The sequence below is a fragment of the Pseudalkalibacillus sp. A8 genome, from assembly GCF_045920555.1.
Lineage (GTDB): Bacteria > Bacillota > Bacilli > Bacillales > Fictibacillaceae > Pseudalkalibacillus.
Genome location: NZ_CP174509.1, coordinates 4,267,531 through 4,281,367, shown reverse-complemented (window position 1 = coordinate 4,281,367; position 13,837 = coordinate 4,267,531). Strand labels below are relative to the sequence as shown.

The window sequence follows — 13,837 nt, the reverse complement described above, 5'->3', positions numbered from 1 at the left end:
GAAAATCTCCTATCGTGGAAAATTGGGATTTATCAGCGGAAACTTAAACATATCGGCGGAAATGAAGTATTTATCGACGAGACGATAGAAAACGACATAAAACGCCCTATTCGGTGCGCAACCCAGCAACCAAAAAAAGAGGCTGTTCAGGAACAGCCTCTTTCATCTTTATTTCTTCTTCTCTACAACACCTATTGTACATCTGGATATACAGATCAAGTCTTCTTTTTCATCGGTCACTTTGATTTCCCAGACCATTGTCGTTCTGCCTTTATGGACAGGAAGTGCTGTACCTGTCACCACACCATCACGTTTACTTTTAATGTGATTCGCATTGATTTCAATCCCGAAAACATTATGGTTCTCTAAATCGACGTTCAATGCTCCACCGATACTAGCAGCAGTTTCTGCCAGAGCAACGGATGCACCCCCATGCAAGTATCCCATCGGCTGCTTCGTCCGTTCATCGACAGGCATCGTAATTTTTACACAATCCTTATTCGCTTCGACAACTTCCATTCCTAGAGCATTTACAAGCGTTTTTGATAAGTCCATACAAGCACTCCTTCAAGTAGATGACCTACAAGGTCCCATTTTAATATTGGATAAGGTAGCTGACGATCAGGCCGACAGTCAACGCAAAACCGAATACTGTGTTCGTTTGGGCAGTTGCAATCATCGCAGGCATCATTTTTGATGGTTCTCGTTTTCCCTTGAACAGTTTCACTGCGTTAACCGCCTTTGGAATGCTGATAAGGACGATCAGAAGCCAAAAGGAAGCCTGTCCTATGAATATCATCGTAAGAATCCAAGCAAACGAAAAGGCGAACATTCCTCCAAGAAATTGAACCGCTCTCTTATGACCAAGTAAAATCGCTAAAGTTTTCCTTCCTCTTTCTTTATCTCCTTCCAAATCACGAATGTTGTTCGCCATCAGGATAGCACCGATCAAAATGGAGATCGGAATGGAAATGAGCATGCTATTCGTCGTCACAAATCCAGTTTGAATATAAAAGGAGATAAGTATGATAACAAATCCCATGAAAAATCCCGCGACCACTTCACCAAGCGGCGTATAGGCGATCGGATAAGGCCCACCAGTATAAAAATAACCAGCCGCCATTGAGACTGAACCAATGATGGCGATCCACCAGGAAGTCGTTGCACTGATATAGACCCCGAGCAAAATGGCGAGCAGAAAGAAAGCGAGTCCCACATTCAGGACGGTTTTCGGTGATATACCGTCCCGTACGATGCCGCCTCCGATTCCCACGGAATCTGAAGTATCGAGACCACGTTTAAAATCATAATATTCGTTGAATAGATTAGTAGCGGCCTGAATCAACATCGAGGCAACAAGCATGGCAATAAGCAATAACCAATTTATCGATGTATAGAAATTAGCGAGAGCTGCACCGATAAATACAGGTATGAATGATGCTGTCAATGTGTGCGGGCGGAGCTGTCGATACCAGATTTTCCATTTGGACTCGATGATAGAAGGCATCTCTTTTTGATTGGATGGGTCTGTAAAATATTGTTCCATAATGAATTGTTCACCTTTATCTTTAAGAATGCTTTTATGAGGCTCCTGCCTAAAATAAAGCTATTCCAACCGTATTTTAAACCATTTTAAGTGTATGCAATGACAGTTTAGGTGTCAACAACATTGGCTGGAAACCGTTGTGAATGGCGCACAATGGAAAAACAAGCCTTTTTCCTATATAATAGTATCGACATGAGAATGTCTTTTTTAGTGTAAGCTTTGACAGAACAGAGCATATTATCAAGTTTCATTTATATAGATATAGACGTCGTAGGATGTTGGAGGGGATAGCAGTGGCAGTTGTTAAACAACATGAATTGCTAGTGAGATTGGAACGTGCCAAGCAAAAAGCACAGCTGACTCAAAAGGAAATTCTCGTCAGTCATAGGATTCAAGTTGATACGATTGACCCGCTCGTCGTTTTTAATAATGGAAGTTCTTTATATAAAGGCCAACGATCGTTTTGGTCGGATTCCAATAATACAAGCCTTGTCGGAATCGGTGAAGCACTCCGCTTTGATGTCGATGGAGAGGCTCGTTTTCCAGAAATAAAAAGGCAGTGGAAAGCGATTATCGACAATCAGCTTGAGGATTATGATACAACCTATGTTTATGGTACAGGCCCTTTGCTTTTAGGCGGCTTTTCATTTGATACGAAAAAGGATAAGACTCCATTATGGACAAATTATTCGGATGCCAGCTTTGTATTACCTGTTCATTTGTATTCAAAAATCGGGGAGAAAGCGTATTTGACGACTAATTTGTTCGTAAATCCTGATTCGGATATCCATATGCTTTTTGAAAAAGGAGTCCGGGAAAATGCAGGACTACTGAAGAAAGCTGCGTTGGATACAGCTCAGAAGCGTTCTTTTTCTTTAACTGAAATCGATCCTGAACAATGGAAAGAAATTGTAGTCAAAACGACTTCCATGATTAATGAAGGGCAATTATATAAAGTTGTTTTAGCAAGAGAAGTCATTGCACAGTCAGACTCAGGAATCTCTGCATTCGAAACGCTTGTCAATCTGAGAAATCAGCAGCCGAACAGCTTCATTTTCGCTTTTGAGAGAGGACATAAGTGCTTTGTAGGAGCCTCGCCAGAACGTCTTGTACAGAAACAGAATGATCGGCTGTTATCGACTTGTTTGGCAGGTTCGATCAAGAGAGGTTCCTATTATGAGGAAGATGAGCGATTAGGCAGACTTCTCCTTACAGACGAAAAAAACCGCGAAGAACATGATTATGTGGTGCAGATGATCCGTGGTGCTTTGGAAGAAGTAGCGGGTTCGGTTGAAGTTCCCGAGCAACCTTCACTTTATAAGGGACGTGACATCCAGCACCTATATACACCTGTAGAAGTAAAAGAAGCGACGGAAGTTCCGTTGTTGGATGTAGTCGAGCGCCTTCATCCTACTCCTGCTTTAGGAGGGTTACCTCAGCTGCGTTCTGTGGAAATCATAAGAGAGCATGAAAAGCTCGATAGGGGATGGTATTCTGCTCCTATTGGATGGGTCGACCTTTTTGATCAAGGTGAGTTTGCGGTTGCTATCCGTTCTGGTCTGATTTCCGATAATTACGCATCTTTATTCGCCGGATGCGGGATTGTTGGAGATTCTGATCCTGAAAGTGAGTACGAAGAAACACTTATCAAACTGAAACCAATGCTTTCTGCTCTAGGAGGATCAATTGCATGACTTTAGATCCGTTAACAGCTTATGTTGGAGCTTTTGTAGATGAATTGAGCAGAGCAAAGGTCCAGGATGTGGTCATAAGCCCAGGTTCCCGTTCTACACCGCTGGCACTTATGTTCGCACAGCATCCTGACATAAAAGTTTGGCTGAGCGTTGATGAGCGCTCAGCGGCTTTTTTTGCCCTCGGGATCGCGAAGGTGAAAGAGAAGCCAGTCGCACTTGTTTGCACGTCCGGAACGGCTGCTGCAAATTACTTTCCTGCCATTGTAGAAGCGTATGAATCACGTGTGCCTTTATTGGTTTTGACCGCTGATCGTCCGCATGAACTGAGAGATGTCGGAGCACCACAAGCGATCGATCAAATCGGGATGTATGGAAAATATGTAAAATGGTTTCACGAAATGGGACTTCCAGAAAATGATCCTATGTTGTTCAAGTATGTTCGAACCAATGCTTCACGTTGTGTTGCCACCGCTATGAATGGTAAACGTGGGCCGGTACATTTGAATTTTCCATTCCGTGAACCTCTCGTTCCGAGTTACCAGTTGGCGAATGCTTTTGAAGCAGGGAAAAAGGATGGTTCCTATTTATCTTTTACGGCAGGAGAACGGAACCTGGCTGAAGCTGACTATCAAATCTTGATCGATGAATTACAGAGGTATAAAAATGGTCTGATAGTTTGTGGGCCGGGTCGATATGACGATGCCGTGTCCGCAATAATAGAACTGGGAGATACATTACAGTTCCCTGTTTTAGCGGATCCTTTGTCCCCGTTACGGGCTGGTGATCATCCTAAGAAGAATATCATTGAGAATTATGATGCTTTCTTGAAGAGTGAAGTCGTAAGGGAATGGAAGCCTGATATCATCATTCGGTTCGGTGCGATGCCAGTTTCGAAATCATTTTTACAGTATGTTCAAAAACAGAAGGAGTGTACATACTGGACCATTGATGAAGGGGAGGGATGGCGCGACCCGACTCATTCAGGCGGCAGGATGATTTATGCAGATCCTGTTAACTTTTCACGCCTAATGACGTCAAGAATCGATGGACGAAGCGGAACACGATGGTATAAAAAGTGGTATGAAGTAAATACGATTGCTGTCCAGGAAAAAGTCTCGTATTTACAAACGGATGAGCTGTTTGAGGGGAAGGTTTTTTCGCAGCTCAATCATCTTTTACCTGATGAGACTGCCCTATTTGTCGGCAACAGCATGCCGATCAGGGATTTTGACAGCTTTTTCGGAAAAACAGATAAGGAGATCCTGGGACTTGCCAACCGTGGTGCAAATGGAATCGACGGGGTCATCTCGACGGCTTTCGGTGTCGCGGCTGCCGGGCGAAGAACTGTGCTTGTCATTGGAGATCTTTCGTTCTACCACGATATGAACGGTTTGCTTGCCGCCAAGCTGCATGAACTCAATATGACGATCATACTGGTCAATAACAGTGGGGGAGGAATCTTCTCCTTCCTGCCACAAGCGAATCATCCCGATCATTTCGAGGACCTGTTCGGGACGCCGATCGGTATTTCCTTCAGAGATGCAACGACCACGTATGGCGGAAACTACAAGCGCGTTGGAACATGGGAAACGTTTGATGAAGCATGTGTTGTGAGTTTTGAATCAGGTGGTTTGGATGTTATTGAAATACAGACCAATCGCGAGCAAAATGTGCAGCTCCATAAGGGATATTGGAAGAATGTGGATAGTGCGATCAAAAAGTGGGCGGATAACAATGTTCATTGAGGTACACGGAATCCGTTATCATGTAGAAAAGTATGGGGAGGGGAAGCCTTTACTCCTCCTTCATGGCTTTACCGGGTCTGGAGCTGATTGGGTTCCATTTAAACGAAATTGGATGGACGACTTCCAACTAATCATGGTCGATTTGATCGGACATGGGAAAACGGATCACATTGAAAAAGTAGAAAAATACTCGATGGAGCAAACTGCGAAAGCTATAGCCTACATACTCACAGAGTTGAAGATTGAAAGCGCCTACGTTTTGGGGTATTCTCTAGGTGGAAGAGTTGCGCTAACATTCGCGATGATATATCCGGAACGTGTGAAACATCTGTTGTTGGAAAGCAGTTCTCCCGGATTACGGACTGCAGAGGAAAGATTAGCCCGGAAGGAAAACGATGAGAGACTGGCTGACCGAATTGAAAAGGAAGGAATAGAATCTTTCGTTGAATTTTGGGAATCAATTCCGTTATTCCAAACCCAGCAGAACCACTTATCTAAGGAAACTCAAAAGGCTTTACATCAAAAAAGGCTCGATAATTCACAAGTCGGATTGGCGAATAGTTTGCGTGGAATGGGAACAGGGGTGCAGCCATCCTGGTGGGACAAGTTAGCTGCTTTTAAAATCCCAACTACTCTAATCGTCGGGGCGCTTGATCATAAGTTCTGCAGGATTGCGGAAGACATGTTGCAAAAGCTTCCGAATGGTAAAATAGTGGTGGTAGAAAAAGCAGGCCATACCGTACACCTTGAGAAGCCAGCACAATTTGCTAAAATAGTAGTGGATGAACTACATAATAGAAAGGATGTTTAGAATGGCAGCAGTAGAATGGGTAGCTGAAAGAAAATACGATGATATTATTTATGAAACATACAATGGAATCGCAAAAATTACGATCAACCGGCCTGAAGTCCATAATTCATTCCGTCCGAAAACGGTCCATGAATTGATCGATGCTTTCGCTTACGCGCGTGATGACTCTGATATCGGTGTAATCGTCCTTGCAGGTGCAGGAGACAAAGCATTCTGTGCAGGAGGAGACCAGAAAGTACGTGGACATGGTGGCTACGTTGGCGATGATCAGATCCCGCGATTGAATGTCCTTGATTTGCAACGCTTGATCCGTGTCATTCCAAAGCCGGTGGTAGCGATGGTTTCAGGTTACGCAATCGGTGGTGGCCATGTCCTCCATGTTGTGTGTGATTTGACAATCGCTGCAGACAACGCGATCTTTGGCCAAACTGGACCGAAAGTAGGGAGCTTTGACGCTGGGTACGGAGCAGGCTATCTTGCACGTATCGTGGGTCATAAGAAGGCTCGTGAAATCTGGTACTTATGCCGTCAGTATAATGCTGAAGAAGCGAAAGAGATGGGGCTTGTCAATACAGTCGTACCTCTTGAAAAATTGGAAGAAGAAACTATGCAATGGTGTGAAGAAATGCTTGAGAAATCGCCGACAGCGCTTCGTTTCTTGAAAGCTTCTTTCAATGCAGATACAGATGGACTTGCTGGTTTACAGCAATTGGGTGGAGACGCAACATTACTATACTACACGACTGATGAAGCGAAAGAAGGGCGCGACTCGTTTAAAGAAAAGCGTAAGCCGGACTTTAAACAATTCCCTCGTTTCCCATAAGAATATGCCAGGGAGGATGCTGTTGGACCAGCATCCTCTTTTTCAGCATTATCAGGTTAGAGTTTTAATATGGAGTGATTGGTACGTATGGCAGAAATTGAAATGAAAAACTGGCTTAGTCAACGGGCTTATTTGACCCCTGGTCGGACAGCCCTTACATTTGAAAATAAAAAATGGACATATCGAGAGTTGAACGAATCAGTTAAGAGCATGGCTCAGAAACTATTAAAGAGTGGTTTGGAGAGAGGCCAACACGTAGGTTTTTTGATGGAAAATCACCCGGATACAATCATTCTCCTCCATGCTTTTCATCTGATACATGTGGTAGCCGTCCCTTTAAATAAACGATTATCAGTGTCTGAACTGGACTATCAATTGGACCATGCAGAAGTAGATTGGTTGATTGTCGATGAGATTCATCAGAAAAAAGCACAAGGATTACGATTTGAGAAGATCGTGACTATGATGGAAATTAAGGCGGTAAACGAAACAAATGTCAAATTGGATGAGGTCATCCATTTGGATGACCTCCATTCGATTATTTTCACATCAGGTACAACGGGTTATCCGAAAGGCGTCATGTTAACATACGGCAATCATTGGTGGAGTGCTACTGGCTCTGCTTTCAACCTCGGTATCCGTGATGACGACTGTTGGTTATGCGCGGTTCCACTTTTTCATGTCAGCGGTCTATCGATTATGATGCGGAGCGTGATTTACGGTATTCCGATGGTCTTGCACCGAAACTTTGAGCCGGTTGCTTTCAATGAATCCATCTATAAGGACGGAGTCACGATCGCTTCTGTAGTAAGCCTCATGTTAAGTAAAGCACTGGGTGCAGAAAACTTCCATCCATACCCAAGCGTATTCCGCTGTATGCTTTTGGGCGGTGGTCCAGCTCCTCTTCCACTATTAAAAAGATGTGAAACTAATGCCATTCCCATCTTTCAAACTTATGGGTTATCAGAGTCAGCTTCCCAGATTGTAACTTTGGCCCCTGAAGACAGCATTCGTAAACTTGGTTCAGCTGGAAAACCGCTTTTCCCAGCTCAGGTTAAAATAATACCTGAAGATGAGAATGCGAGTATCCGCGAGGGGGAAATATTTGTAAAGGGACCGAACGTGACGCAAGGCTATTTTAAAAAGCCTTCAATCAACGAAGAAAAAATCAAAGACGGCTGGCTCGCTACAGGGGATGTCGGTTATTTTGATGACGAAGGCTTCCTATTTGTACTTGATCGTCGTAAGGATATGTTCGTATCTGGCGGTGAAAATGTCTATCCAGCTGAAATAGAGGCTTGTCTTCTTGGTCATAATGCTGTGTCAGAAGCGGGTGTGATCGGTATTGATGACGTTGTCTGGGGAAAAGTGCCGGCTGCTTTTGTAGTTCTAGAAGATTCCGATGTCTCTAAGGAAGTCTTGATCCAATACTGTAAAGAGCGTTTAGCCGGCTACAAAGTGCCGAAGGTTGTTCAATTCATAGAAGTTTTGCCTAGGAACGCTTCTAATAAAATTTTAAGGAAAGACTTGTACAGTTTGCTTGAAGTAGGCGATGAAAATGCGGATTGAACACATAACGATATATAAAATTGAGATGCCCTTGAAGGAGCCGTTTGTGACAGCAATCACTTCTGTAAATAAGCGGTCACTATTGATTGCGGAGATAGAGTTGGCAGATGGAATTGTCGGCTGGGGGGAATGTTCAGCATTCGAAACTCCGTGGTACACAGAGGAAAGCACCGAGACATGCCTTTATATGATGAAGGAATTACTCATCCCAGACCTTTTAGAAGTGGAAGAGGTTGGCCATCCCGATGACTTAGCACCTATTTTTAATCGTTATAAAGGTCATCATATGGCGAAGGCTTGTCTTGAGACTGCGTTCTGGGATGCTTATGCAAAATCTCTAGGAACACCATTGGCTGAAGTTTTAGGTGGGAGAAGATGCGAAATTGAGGTCGGGATCGCAATTGGGATGAAAGATGATACGGATGCTCTCCTTTTCAAAATCGAGGAAGCCTTGGAGAGTGGTTACAAGAGGATTAAATTGAAGGTGAAGCCCGGTGAAGATGTGAGTGTACTGGCCGCTGTCCGATCACGATTTCCTGATGCCCCATTGATGACCGACGCCAATTCGAGTTACGTATTGGACGATATGGAACGCTTGAAGGAACAGGATCAGTTCAATTTGGTGATGATCGAACAACCCTTAGGTGTGGGAGATTTTGTGGAACATGCGAAGTTGCAGAAGACTCTTTCGACGGCGATCTGCCTAGATGAAAGCATTACATCCTTTCACGATGCAAAGACCGCTATCGCACTTGGCAGTTGTGATATCATTGCAATCAAGCACAGCCGAGTAGGTGGGTTGACCCAAGCGATGAAAATCCATGATTATTGTAAAAAACATCATATGAAGGTTTGGGCTGGCGGGATGATCGAATCGGGGATCGGAAAGGCACATAACATCGCCCTGGCAACGCTTGATGGATTTGAATTTCCGGGTGATATCACAGCATCCTCCAGGTATTGGGAAAAAGACATCATCCAACCAGAAATCGAGCTCATCAATGGAAAAGTCATGATCCCAGACAAACCAGGGATCGGATATGACGTGAACCGCGAACAATTGAAAAAGTATACGGTTGAGACCTTCAAATTCGCATGAATCCAATCCTGGATCGAGGTATCTTTAAAAATCGCCGTCCTATTTTGAAAATTTGAAAATTATCTTTAAAAAACAGAAATTATCTTAAAAATGAAAAAGGAAAAAAAGGAGCTGATCAGCGCTCCTTTTTTTGATAACTTTTTCAAGACTGTACCAGGCACCGATCGAAAACTCAGTGTTACCATGGCTTTTGAAAAGGTGCCTGGTACATTAAAGAAGAGGATTACTTGATTTCTCCGCATGCGATGCGGTCGCCTGCGTTGCCTGCTGGGTCTGTTTTGTAATCATCCGCTTTTTCATGGATAACGAGAGCACTGCCGTCTTCATCAAGAAGGGTGTGCGGTTTTCCTTTTCGAAGAGTAACGTTCTTTGAAACAACGCTGACAGATACGGTTCCGTCTTTACGTATGTTTATATTCGGCAAGTCACCTGCATGGAACCCTTTTGGATTTTCAAAGCCATGCTCTTTTCCCGTCGGGTTGTAATGTTCCCCTGCACTTTTAAAATCGGGAGCTACACATTTTCCTATTTCATGAATATGAAATGCATGCGGACCTGGTGGCAATTTGGCCGCTTTCAATTTGATCATTACACCTTCATCGGATTCAGCTAGTTGTGCTTGTCCGATTTTTTCCTTTTTCGAATTATAAATATCTACCATTTTGAAAAGACGTGAATCCTCGCTTTTAACCTTGGAGCTGTTCACTTCAACAGCACCTGGTTGTGTCGCATTTGAATCCTTTCCATTCTCCTGTACTCCGCAAGCAGTCAAACTAGCCACTGCTAACAATGATGCGAAGATCGATAACATGATCTTTTTCATTTTGTCACACTCCTTATGCCCAACTTGATCAACTATATTCTTTACAAAATAAAGGATAAATATGTAAAAAGTTTCTGGAATCCCCTATTTTACTCGCAAATGATCGAAATTTTGCTGAAAAACGATACGGGATACGCTATTCATAATAGGAGCAGACCTGGTTCTATCAGTCCTTCCTTATCAATAAACTTAGTAAAAAGGATAAGAGAGGGGCGGAGCAAGATGACTTATTTTTTGCTTTCTTTTATGGCGTTTTCGCTTGGGACGGTAGGGGTATGTGGCCTTTTACAACGTTTTATAAAGATTGACACTACCGATTATGACATCTATCATTTATGGGAAGAGTATGGACATACGAAAGAAGACTATCACATATTCTGAAAGCTCTGTTAAAAACAAAACCTTTATGAAAAAACAATCCTTTTTTTGAGATCTTTTCAGTAAGTTAACAGGGTAATTCATACAGGAAATTGAGGAATTTCACGTGCAATGGAAAATATTCAAGAACTTACTCTGGTTAACCCTGGTGATTGGCTGCATTATTGGGATAAATTATATTGATGACCTTATGTCGCCTCCGATTGCCCAAGACAGCAATTCGATGCAGATCGTAGCGATCGGAGACTCATTGACTTATGGTAGCGGCGATCCTGAGAAAGTCGGCTATATCGGACGTGTTCAACAACAAATGACAAACAGTTTCGGAAGCCAAGTTGTTTTACATCAGTATGGAGTAAGAGGGTATCGTACGGATCAAATCATGATCCATATTCAAAATATCGAAACAAAACAGAAAATCAATCAAGCAAACTATATTTTCTTGTTCATAGGAACGAATGATTTCATTCAAGCAGCAAGACGGGATTTTAATTCCATCAATGCCGAGGAAATGGAAAGGATGCGCCCAGTTTTTGAAGAAAATCTGGCCAAACTCATTACACAAATTCGGACTGATAATCAATATGCTCCCTTGATTCTCATCGGGATGTATGATCCATACACGAATCTTGTGAACCATGACCAACTGAATGAAATTTTGAGGGAATGGAATCTCGTGACAGAGGGGATGGTCGATCAATATCCGAACATCCATTACGTCTCGACTATCGATCTTTTCCTTGATAAAGAAAAAACTCGCTATTTCAATGATATCATCCATCCAAATCCAAAAGGTTACGAGCTTATTGCGAATCGAGTAATGGATGAGATGAAACAAAAAGGTTTGATCAATTAGAAGTAAACCCTTGCTCTGAATCAAAAGAGTTATTTTAACAGGGAAAATAATAAAAAAGATGATCCGCCTTGATATGATCCCTTCACAGTAGACAAAAAAAGAAAGCACTTTACTCTGTCTAATATGGAGGGGATTTTTCTATGGGGAAAATTAGGAAAACATATGATACTGAGTTTAAGAAAAAAGTTATCAATTTGCACTATAAGGAAGGCATGGGTTACGAAGCAATAGCCAAAAAATTAGGTATTGGATATTCGATAGTAAGACGTTGGATTAATCACTTTGAAGCAGAAGGAATAAAGGGTCTTGAGGAGAAACGTGGGAAAGCAAAAGGACCTGGAACTGGAAGACCAAGGACTCGTCCTGAGGATCCTGAAGAAAAAATAAAAGCTGAGAATGAAATGTTAAAAAGCTCTTGGGAAAGTAAAAGGGGGTATGGAATCCGTACCTACAGGTACGAAGTAATTATTCAAGAGATGTCTAAGAAATACACCGTTCAACTTTTATGCGAACTTGCAGGTGTATCAAGGGACGGATATTACAAGTGGGTAAAACGCCAAGAATCCCCCTCTCTTAAGCAGGTAGGGGATAATAAAATCAAGAAATTGATCATGGAGTGTCACACAAAGCTAAGAGGGATTTATGGTTATAGAAGGGTACAAGTCTGGCTTCAGTCAGTGCACAATCTACATATGAATCATAAACGGGTTCAACGCTTGATGGGTGTTTTAGGCATTAAAGCCATCATCAGAAGAAAACGCCCTTACTACGGGAAGAAAGAAGCCTATGTCATCTCAGAAAACCATTTGAATCGGGACTTTAACGCCTCTAAACCGAATGAAAAATGGGTAACAGACATTACCTACTTAATTTTTAATGGACAAAGATTGTATCTATCCGCCATTAAAGACTTATATAATAACGAGATTATCGCCTATGAAATCAGTCGAAGGAACGATCTTAAATTGTTATGGATACGTTGAAAAAGGCAAGAAGAAAACGGAGGGTAAATGGAATTATTCTTCACAGTGAGCAGGGATTTCAGTACACATCAAAACAATATAACCGGTTATTTGAAAAATACAAAATAAAAGCGAGTATGTCTCGAAAAGGGAACTGTTGGGACAATGCTTGTATGGAGAACTTTTTCAGCCATTTTAAGGCCGAATGTTTTTATTTATACTCTTTCCAAACCTCTGAAGAGGTTATGTTTGCCGCCCACCAATATACGTTTTTACAACTATCAAAGATTTCAAAAGAAATTAAACAACCTGAGTCCCTATAAATATAGAGCTCAGGCTGCTTAAAAAATGCTTTTTAATTCCTGTCTACTTGACAGGGGTCACTTCACCTTGGATCATCTTTTTAATAAGTATTCTTATTTCATCGGCATGTCAGAATTCAGCTTACTGTTCATATCGATCATGAACCCGATTTCACGTCCTAGTAACTGAGACAGCTCTTTAGATTTCTTTTCACTTTCAGACTTGATCTGCTCTATAGTGAGTTCTCCTTTAAGCTTTGAAGAACCTACGATAATCATTAACTCTCCCTTTTCAAAAAAGACAATCCTCATATGTCCAACCTCCAAAATTAGAACTTTTTTCTAACTATAGTTTTCGCCGCCCCTATACGAAGATAGGGGGTGTTTTTACCGTCCTTTTAAGAGAAAATTTACGTTTTTTTGTAAAAAGTTTGTCATGCTCCCTCGGAAAAAATGATATGATGTAGCTAACAGAAAATCAGGGGGCTCTACTTGTGGAAAACGTTATCGACCTCATATTGCTTTTCACCACATTGTTCATAACCAAATTGAAAACCCTGGGTATGGCAGTCTGGGCTTTCATCCAGTACTTCTCAGAAAATTTTTGGGTGCAATTTGCGCTTGTAACGATCTTATTATATGCTGTTCTGCGTATATCCGAAAAGGTCTATTTCTGGTATATGTATCATAATTACATGCATCGTAAGGTCGAAAATAGTCTTACTAGTTTTGTAGATTTCGAATTGTTCTTTAAAGAGTTGACCAACAAAAAACGTTCTAATGGTATCGTTCCCGATTTGAAATATGTTAAGAATCGACTTCACCAGTATAATGAAAAAGAATTGAAGCTTCTTGCCTCTTTTATACATACAATCCATAGAGGCTACCGTGATTTAAGACCTGGCGTCTGGGTAGTTGCTTTCCTTTTCGGGATTGGCGCAGCTTATATTCTGGATGTGATCGAGTTTGAAACGTTGACATGGAACTTTGAAGTTGTCTTGAAAACAACAACCATTATCGCCTTTTGGTATTTGATTACACTATTCCGATATACGAACCGCAAGAAAAAAGTAGCACAACTGATCGGTCTTATTGCTACTAGCAATAAAGAAAAAATACAACAATCGGAAGATGAACTACAGTTGAAGGAACTGAACCCATCGCATTAAATAATAAAAGGAGCTGGCCATTGCCTTCTCCTTTTTTTCATTTAAAGAAAGCATAAGTAC

At 41.9% G+C, this 13,837-nt stretch carries 15 protein-coding genes; 11 read left to right on the top strand and 4 right to left on the bottom strand.

Features of this window, described 5'->3' with window-relative positions:
• Positions 1-168: 168 nt before the first annotated feature.
• Entirely contained in the window at positions 169-555 is a 387-nt protein-coding gene (locus ACJROX_RS21985) for a hotdog fold thioesterase (RefSeq protein ID WP_408007337.1), read from the bottom strand.
• A gap of 40 nt (positions 556-595) precedes the next feature.
• Positions 596-1,507 (bottom strand): 1,4-dihydroxy-2-naphthoate polyprenyltransferase, encoded by a 912-nt coding sequence (locus tag ACJROX_RS21980; protein WP_408011732.1) that lies wholly within the window; start codon positions 1,505-1,507, stop codon positions 596-598.
• A 332-nt stretch (positions 1,508-1,839) separates the two neighbouring features.
• Here ACJROX_RS21980 and ACJROX_RS21975 point away from each other — a divergent pair, with 332 nt between their 5' ends.
• The 7 genes from ACJROX_RS21975 (at position 1,840) to ACJROX_RS21945 (ending at position 9,518) form a co-directional block, all read left to right on the top strand.
• A complete protein-coding gene (locus ACJROX_RS21975; protein WP_408007336.1) occupies positions 1,840-3,240 on the top strand; it encodes an isochorismate synthase MenF in 1,401 nt (466 codons plus the stop codon).
• Entirely contained in the window at positions 3,237-4,985 is a 1,749-nt protein-coding gene (gene menD / locus ACJROX_RS21970) for a 2-succinyl-5-enolpyruvyl-6-hydroxy-3-cyclohexene-1-carboxylic-acid synthase (RefSeq protein ID WP_408007335.1), read from the top strand. Before ACJROX_RS21975 ends, menD begins: the two co-directional genes overlap by 4 nt.
• Positions 4,975-5,796, top strand: a complete 822-nt coding sequence (gene menH, locus ACJROX_RS21965; RefSeq protein ID WP_408007334.1) for a 2-succinyl-6-hydroxy-2,4-cyclohexadiene-1-carboxylate synthase — start codon at positions 4,975-4,977, stop codon at positions 5,794-5,796. The genes menD and menH overlap by 11 nt, the downstream gene beginning before the upstream one ends.
• A gap of 1 nt (position 5,797) precedes the next feature.
• Positions 5,798-6,619, top strand: coding sequence for a 1,4-dihydroxy-2-naphthoyl-CoA synthase (gene menB, locus ACJROX_RS21960; protein WP_408007333.1), 822 nt, complete (start codon positions 5,798-5,800; stop codon positions 6,617-6,619).
• An 87-nt stretch (positions 6,620-6,706) separates the two neighbouring features.
• The gene (locus ACJROX_RS21955; RefSeq protein WP_408007332.1) at positions 6,707-8,188 is read left to right on the top strand and encodes an o-succinylbenzoate--CoA ligase; all 1,482 of its coding nucleotides are present in this window, start codon (positions 6,707-6,709) and stop codon (positions 8,186-8,188) included.
• Complete coding sequence (gene menC, locus ACJROX_RS21950) at positions 8,178-9,287, top strand: o-succinylbenzoate synthase (RefSeq protein ID WP_408011731.1); 1,110 nt, start codon at positions 8,178-8,180, stop codon at positions 9,285-9,287. Before ACJROX_RS21955 ends, menC begins: the two co-directional genes overlap by 11 nt.
• Before the next feature lie 90 nt (positions 9,288-9,377).
• Entirely contained in the window at positions 9,378-9,518 is a 141-nt protein-coding gene (locus tag ACJROX_RS21945) for a hypothetical protein (RefSeq protein WP_408007331.1), read from the top strand.
• On the opposite strand, the gene ACJROX_RS21940 is transcribed toward ACJROX_RS21945, so the two are convergent.
• Positions 9,511-10,110, bottom strand: a complete 600-nt coding sequence (locus ACJROX_RS21940; RefSeq protein ID WP_408007330.1) for a superoxide dismutase family protein — start codon at positions 10,108-10,110, stop codon at positions 9,511-9,513. The genes ACJROX_RS21945 and ACJROX_RS21940 overlap by 8 nt on opposite strands.
• 222 nt (positions 10,111-10,332) lie before the next feature.
• Between ACJROX_RS21940 and ACJROX_RS21935 the strand changes: the two genes are divergently transcribed.
• The 3 genes from ACJROX_RS21935 (at position 10,333) to ACJROX_RS21925 (ending at position 12,327) form a co-directional block, all read left to right on the top strand.
• On the top strand, positions 10,333-10,491 hold the full coding sequence (locus ACJROX_RS21935; RefSeq protein WP_225064336.1) for a hypothetical protein: 159 nt from the start codon (positions 10,333-10,335) through the stop codon (positions 10,489-10,491).
• A gap of 103 nt (positions 10,492-10,594) precedes the next feature.
• Positions 10,595-11,344, top strand: coding sequence for a GDSL-type esterase/lipase family protein (locus ACJROX_RS21930; RefSeq protein WP_408007329.1), 750 nt, complete (start codon positions 10,595-10,597; stop codon positions 11,342-11,344).
• Between the two features lie 140 nt (positions 11,345-11,484).
• Complete coding sequence (locus ACJROX_RS21925; protein ID WP_408007328.1) at positions 11,485-12,327, top strand: IS3 family transposase; 843 nt, start codon at positions 11,485-11,487, stop codon at positions 12,325-12,327.
• Positions 12,328-12,722: 395 nt separating this feature from the next.
• Here the strand turns inward: ACJROX_RS21925 and ACJROX_RS21920 are convergent, their stop codons facing one another.
• Complete coding sequence (locus ACJROX_RS21920) at positions 12,723-12,920, bottom strand: hypothetical protein (protein WP_408007327.1); 198 nt, start codon at positions 12,918-12,920, stop codon at positions 12,723-12,725.
• Between the two features lie 182 nt (positions 12,921-13,102).
• Between ACJROX_RS21920 and ACJROX_RS21915 the strand changes: the two genes are divergently transcribed.
• Positions 13,103-13,777, top strand: coding sequence for a hypothetical protein (locus ACJROX_RS21915; RefSeq protein WP_408007326.1), 675 nt, complete (start codon positions 13,103-13,105; stop codon positions 13,775-13,777).
• The last annotated feature ends 60 nt before the right edge of the window (positions 13,778-13,837 follow it).

Coding starts and splice junctions, on each gene's coding strand:
- ACJROX_RS21955 (WP_408007332.1), top strand. CDS start 6,707: ATGGCAGAAATTGAAATGAAAAACTGGCTTAGTCAACGGGCTTATTTG.
- ACJROX_RS21980 (WP_408011732.1), bottom strand. CDS start 1,507: ATGCCTTCTATCATCGAGTCCAAATGGAAAATCTGGTATCGACAGCTC.
- ACJROX_RS21945 (WP_408007331.1), top strand. CDS start 9,378: ATGAAAAAGGAAAAAAAGGAGCTGATCAGCGCTCCTTTTTTTGATAAC.
- ACJROX_RS21935 (WP_225064336.1), top strand. CDS start 10,333: ATGACTTATTTTTTGCTTTCTTTTATGGCGTTTTCGCTTGGGACGGTA.
- menH (WP_408007334.1), top strand. CDS start 4,975: ATGTTCATTGAGGTACACGGAATCCGTTATCATGTAGAAAAGTATGGG.
- menC (WP_408011731.1), top strand. CDS start 8,178: ATGCGGATTGAACACATAACGATATATAAAATTGAGATGCCCTTGAAG.
- ACJROX_RS21920 (WP_408007327.1), bottom strand. CDS start 12,920: ATGAGGATTGTCTTTTTTGAAAAGGGAGAGTTAATGATTATCGTAGGT.
- ACJROX_RS21925 (WP_408007328.1), top strand. CDS start 11,485: ATGGGGAAAATTAGGAAAACATATGATACTGAGTTTAAGAAAAAAGTT.
- ACJROX_RS21985 (WP_408007337.1), bottom strand. CDS start 555: ATGGACTTATCAAAAACGCTTGTAAATGCTCTAGGAATGGAAGTTGTC.
- ACJROX_RS21940 (WP_408007330.1), bottom strand. CDS start 10,110: ATGAAAAAGATCATGTTATCGATCTTCGCATCATTGTTAGCAGTGGCT.
- menD (WP_408007335.1), top strand. CDS start 3,237: ATGACTTTAGATCCGTTAACAGCTTATGTTGGAGCTTTTGTAGATGAA.
- menB (WP_408007333.1), top strand. CDS start 5,798: ATGGCAGCAGTAGAATGGGTAGCTGAAAGAAAATACGATGATATTATT.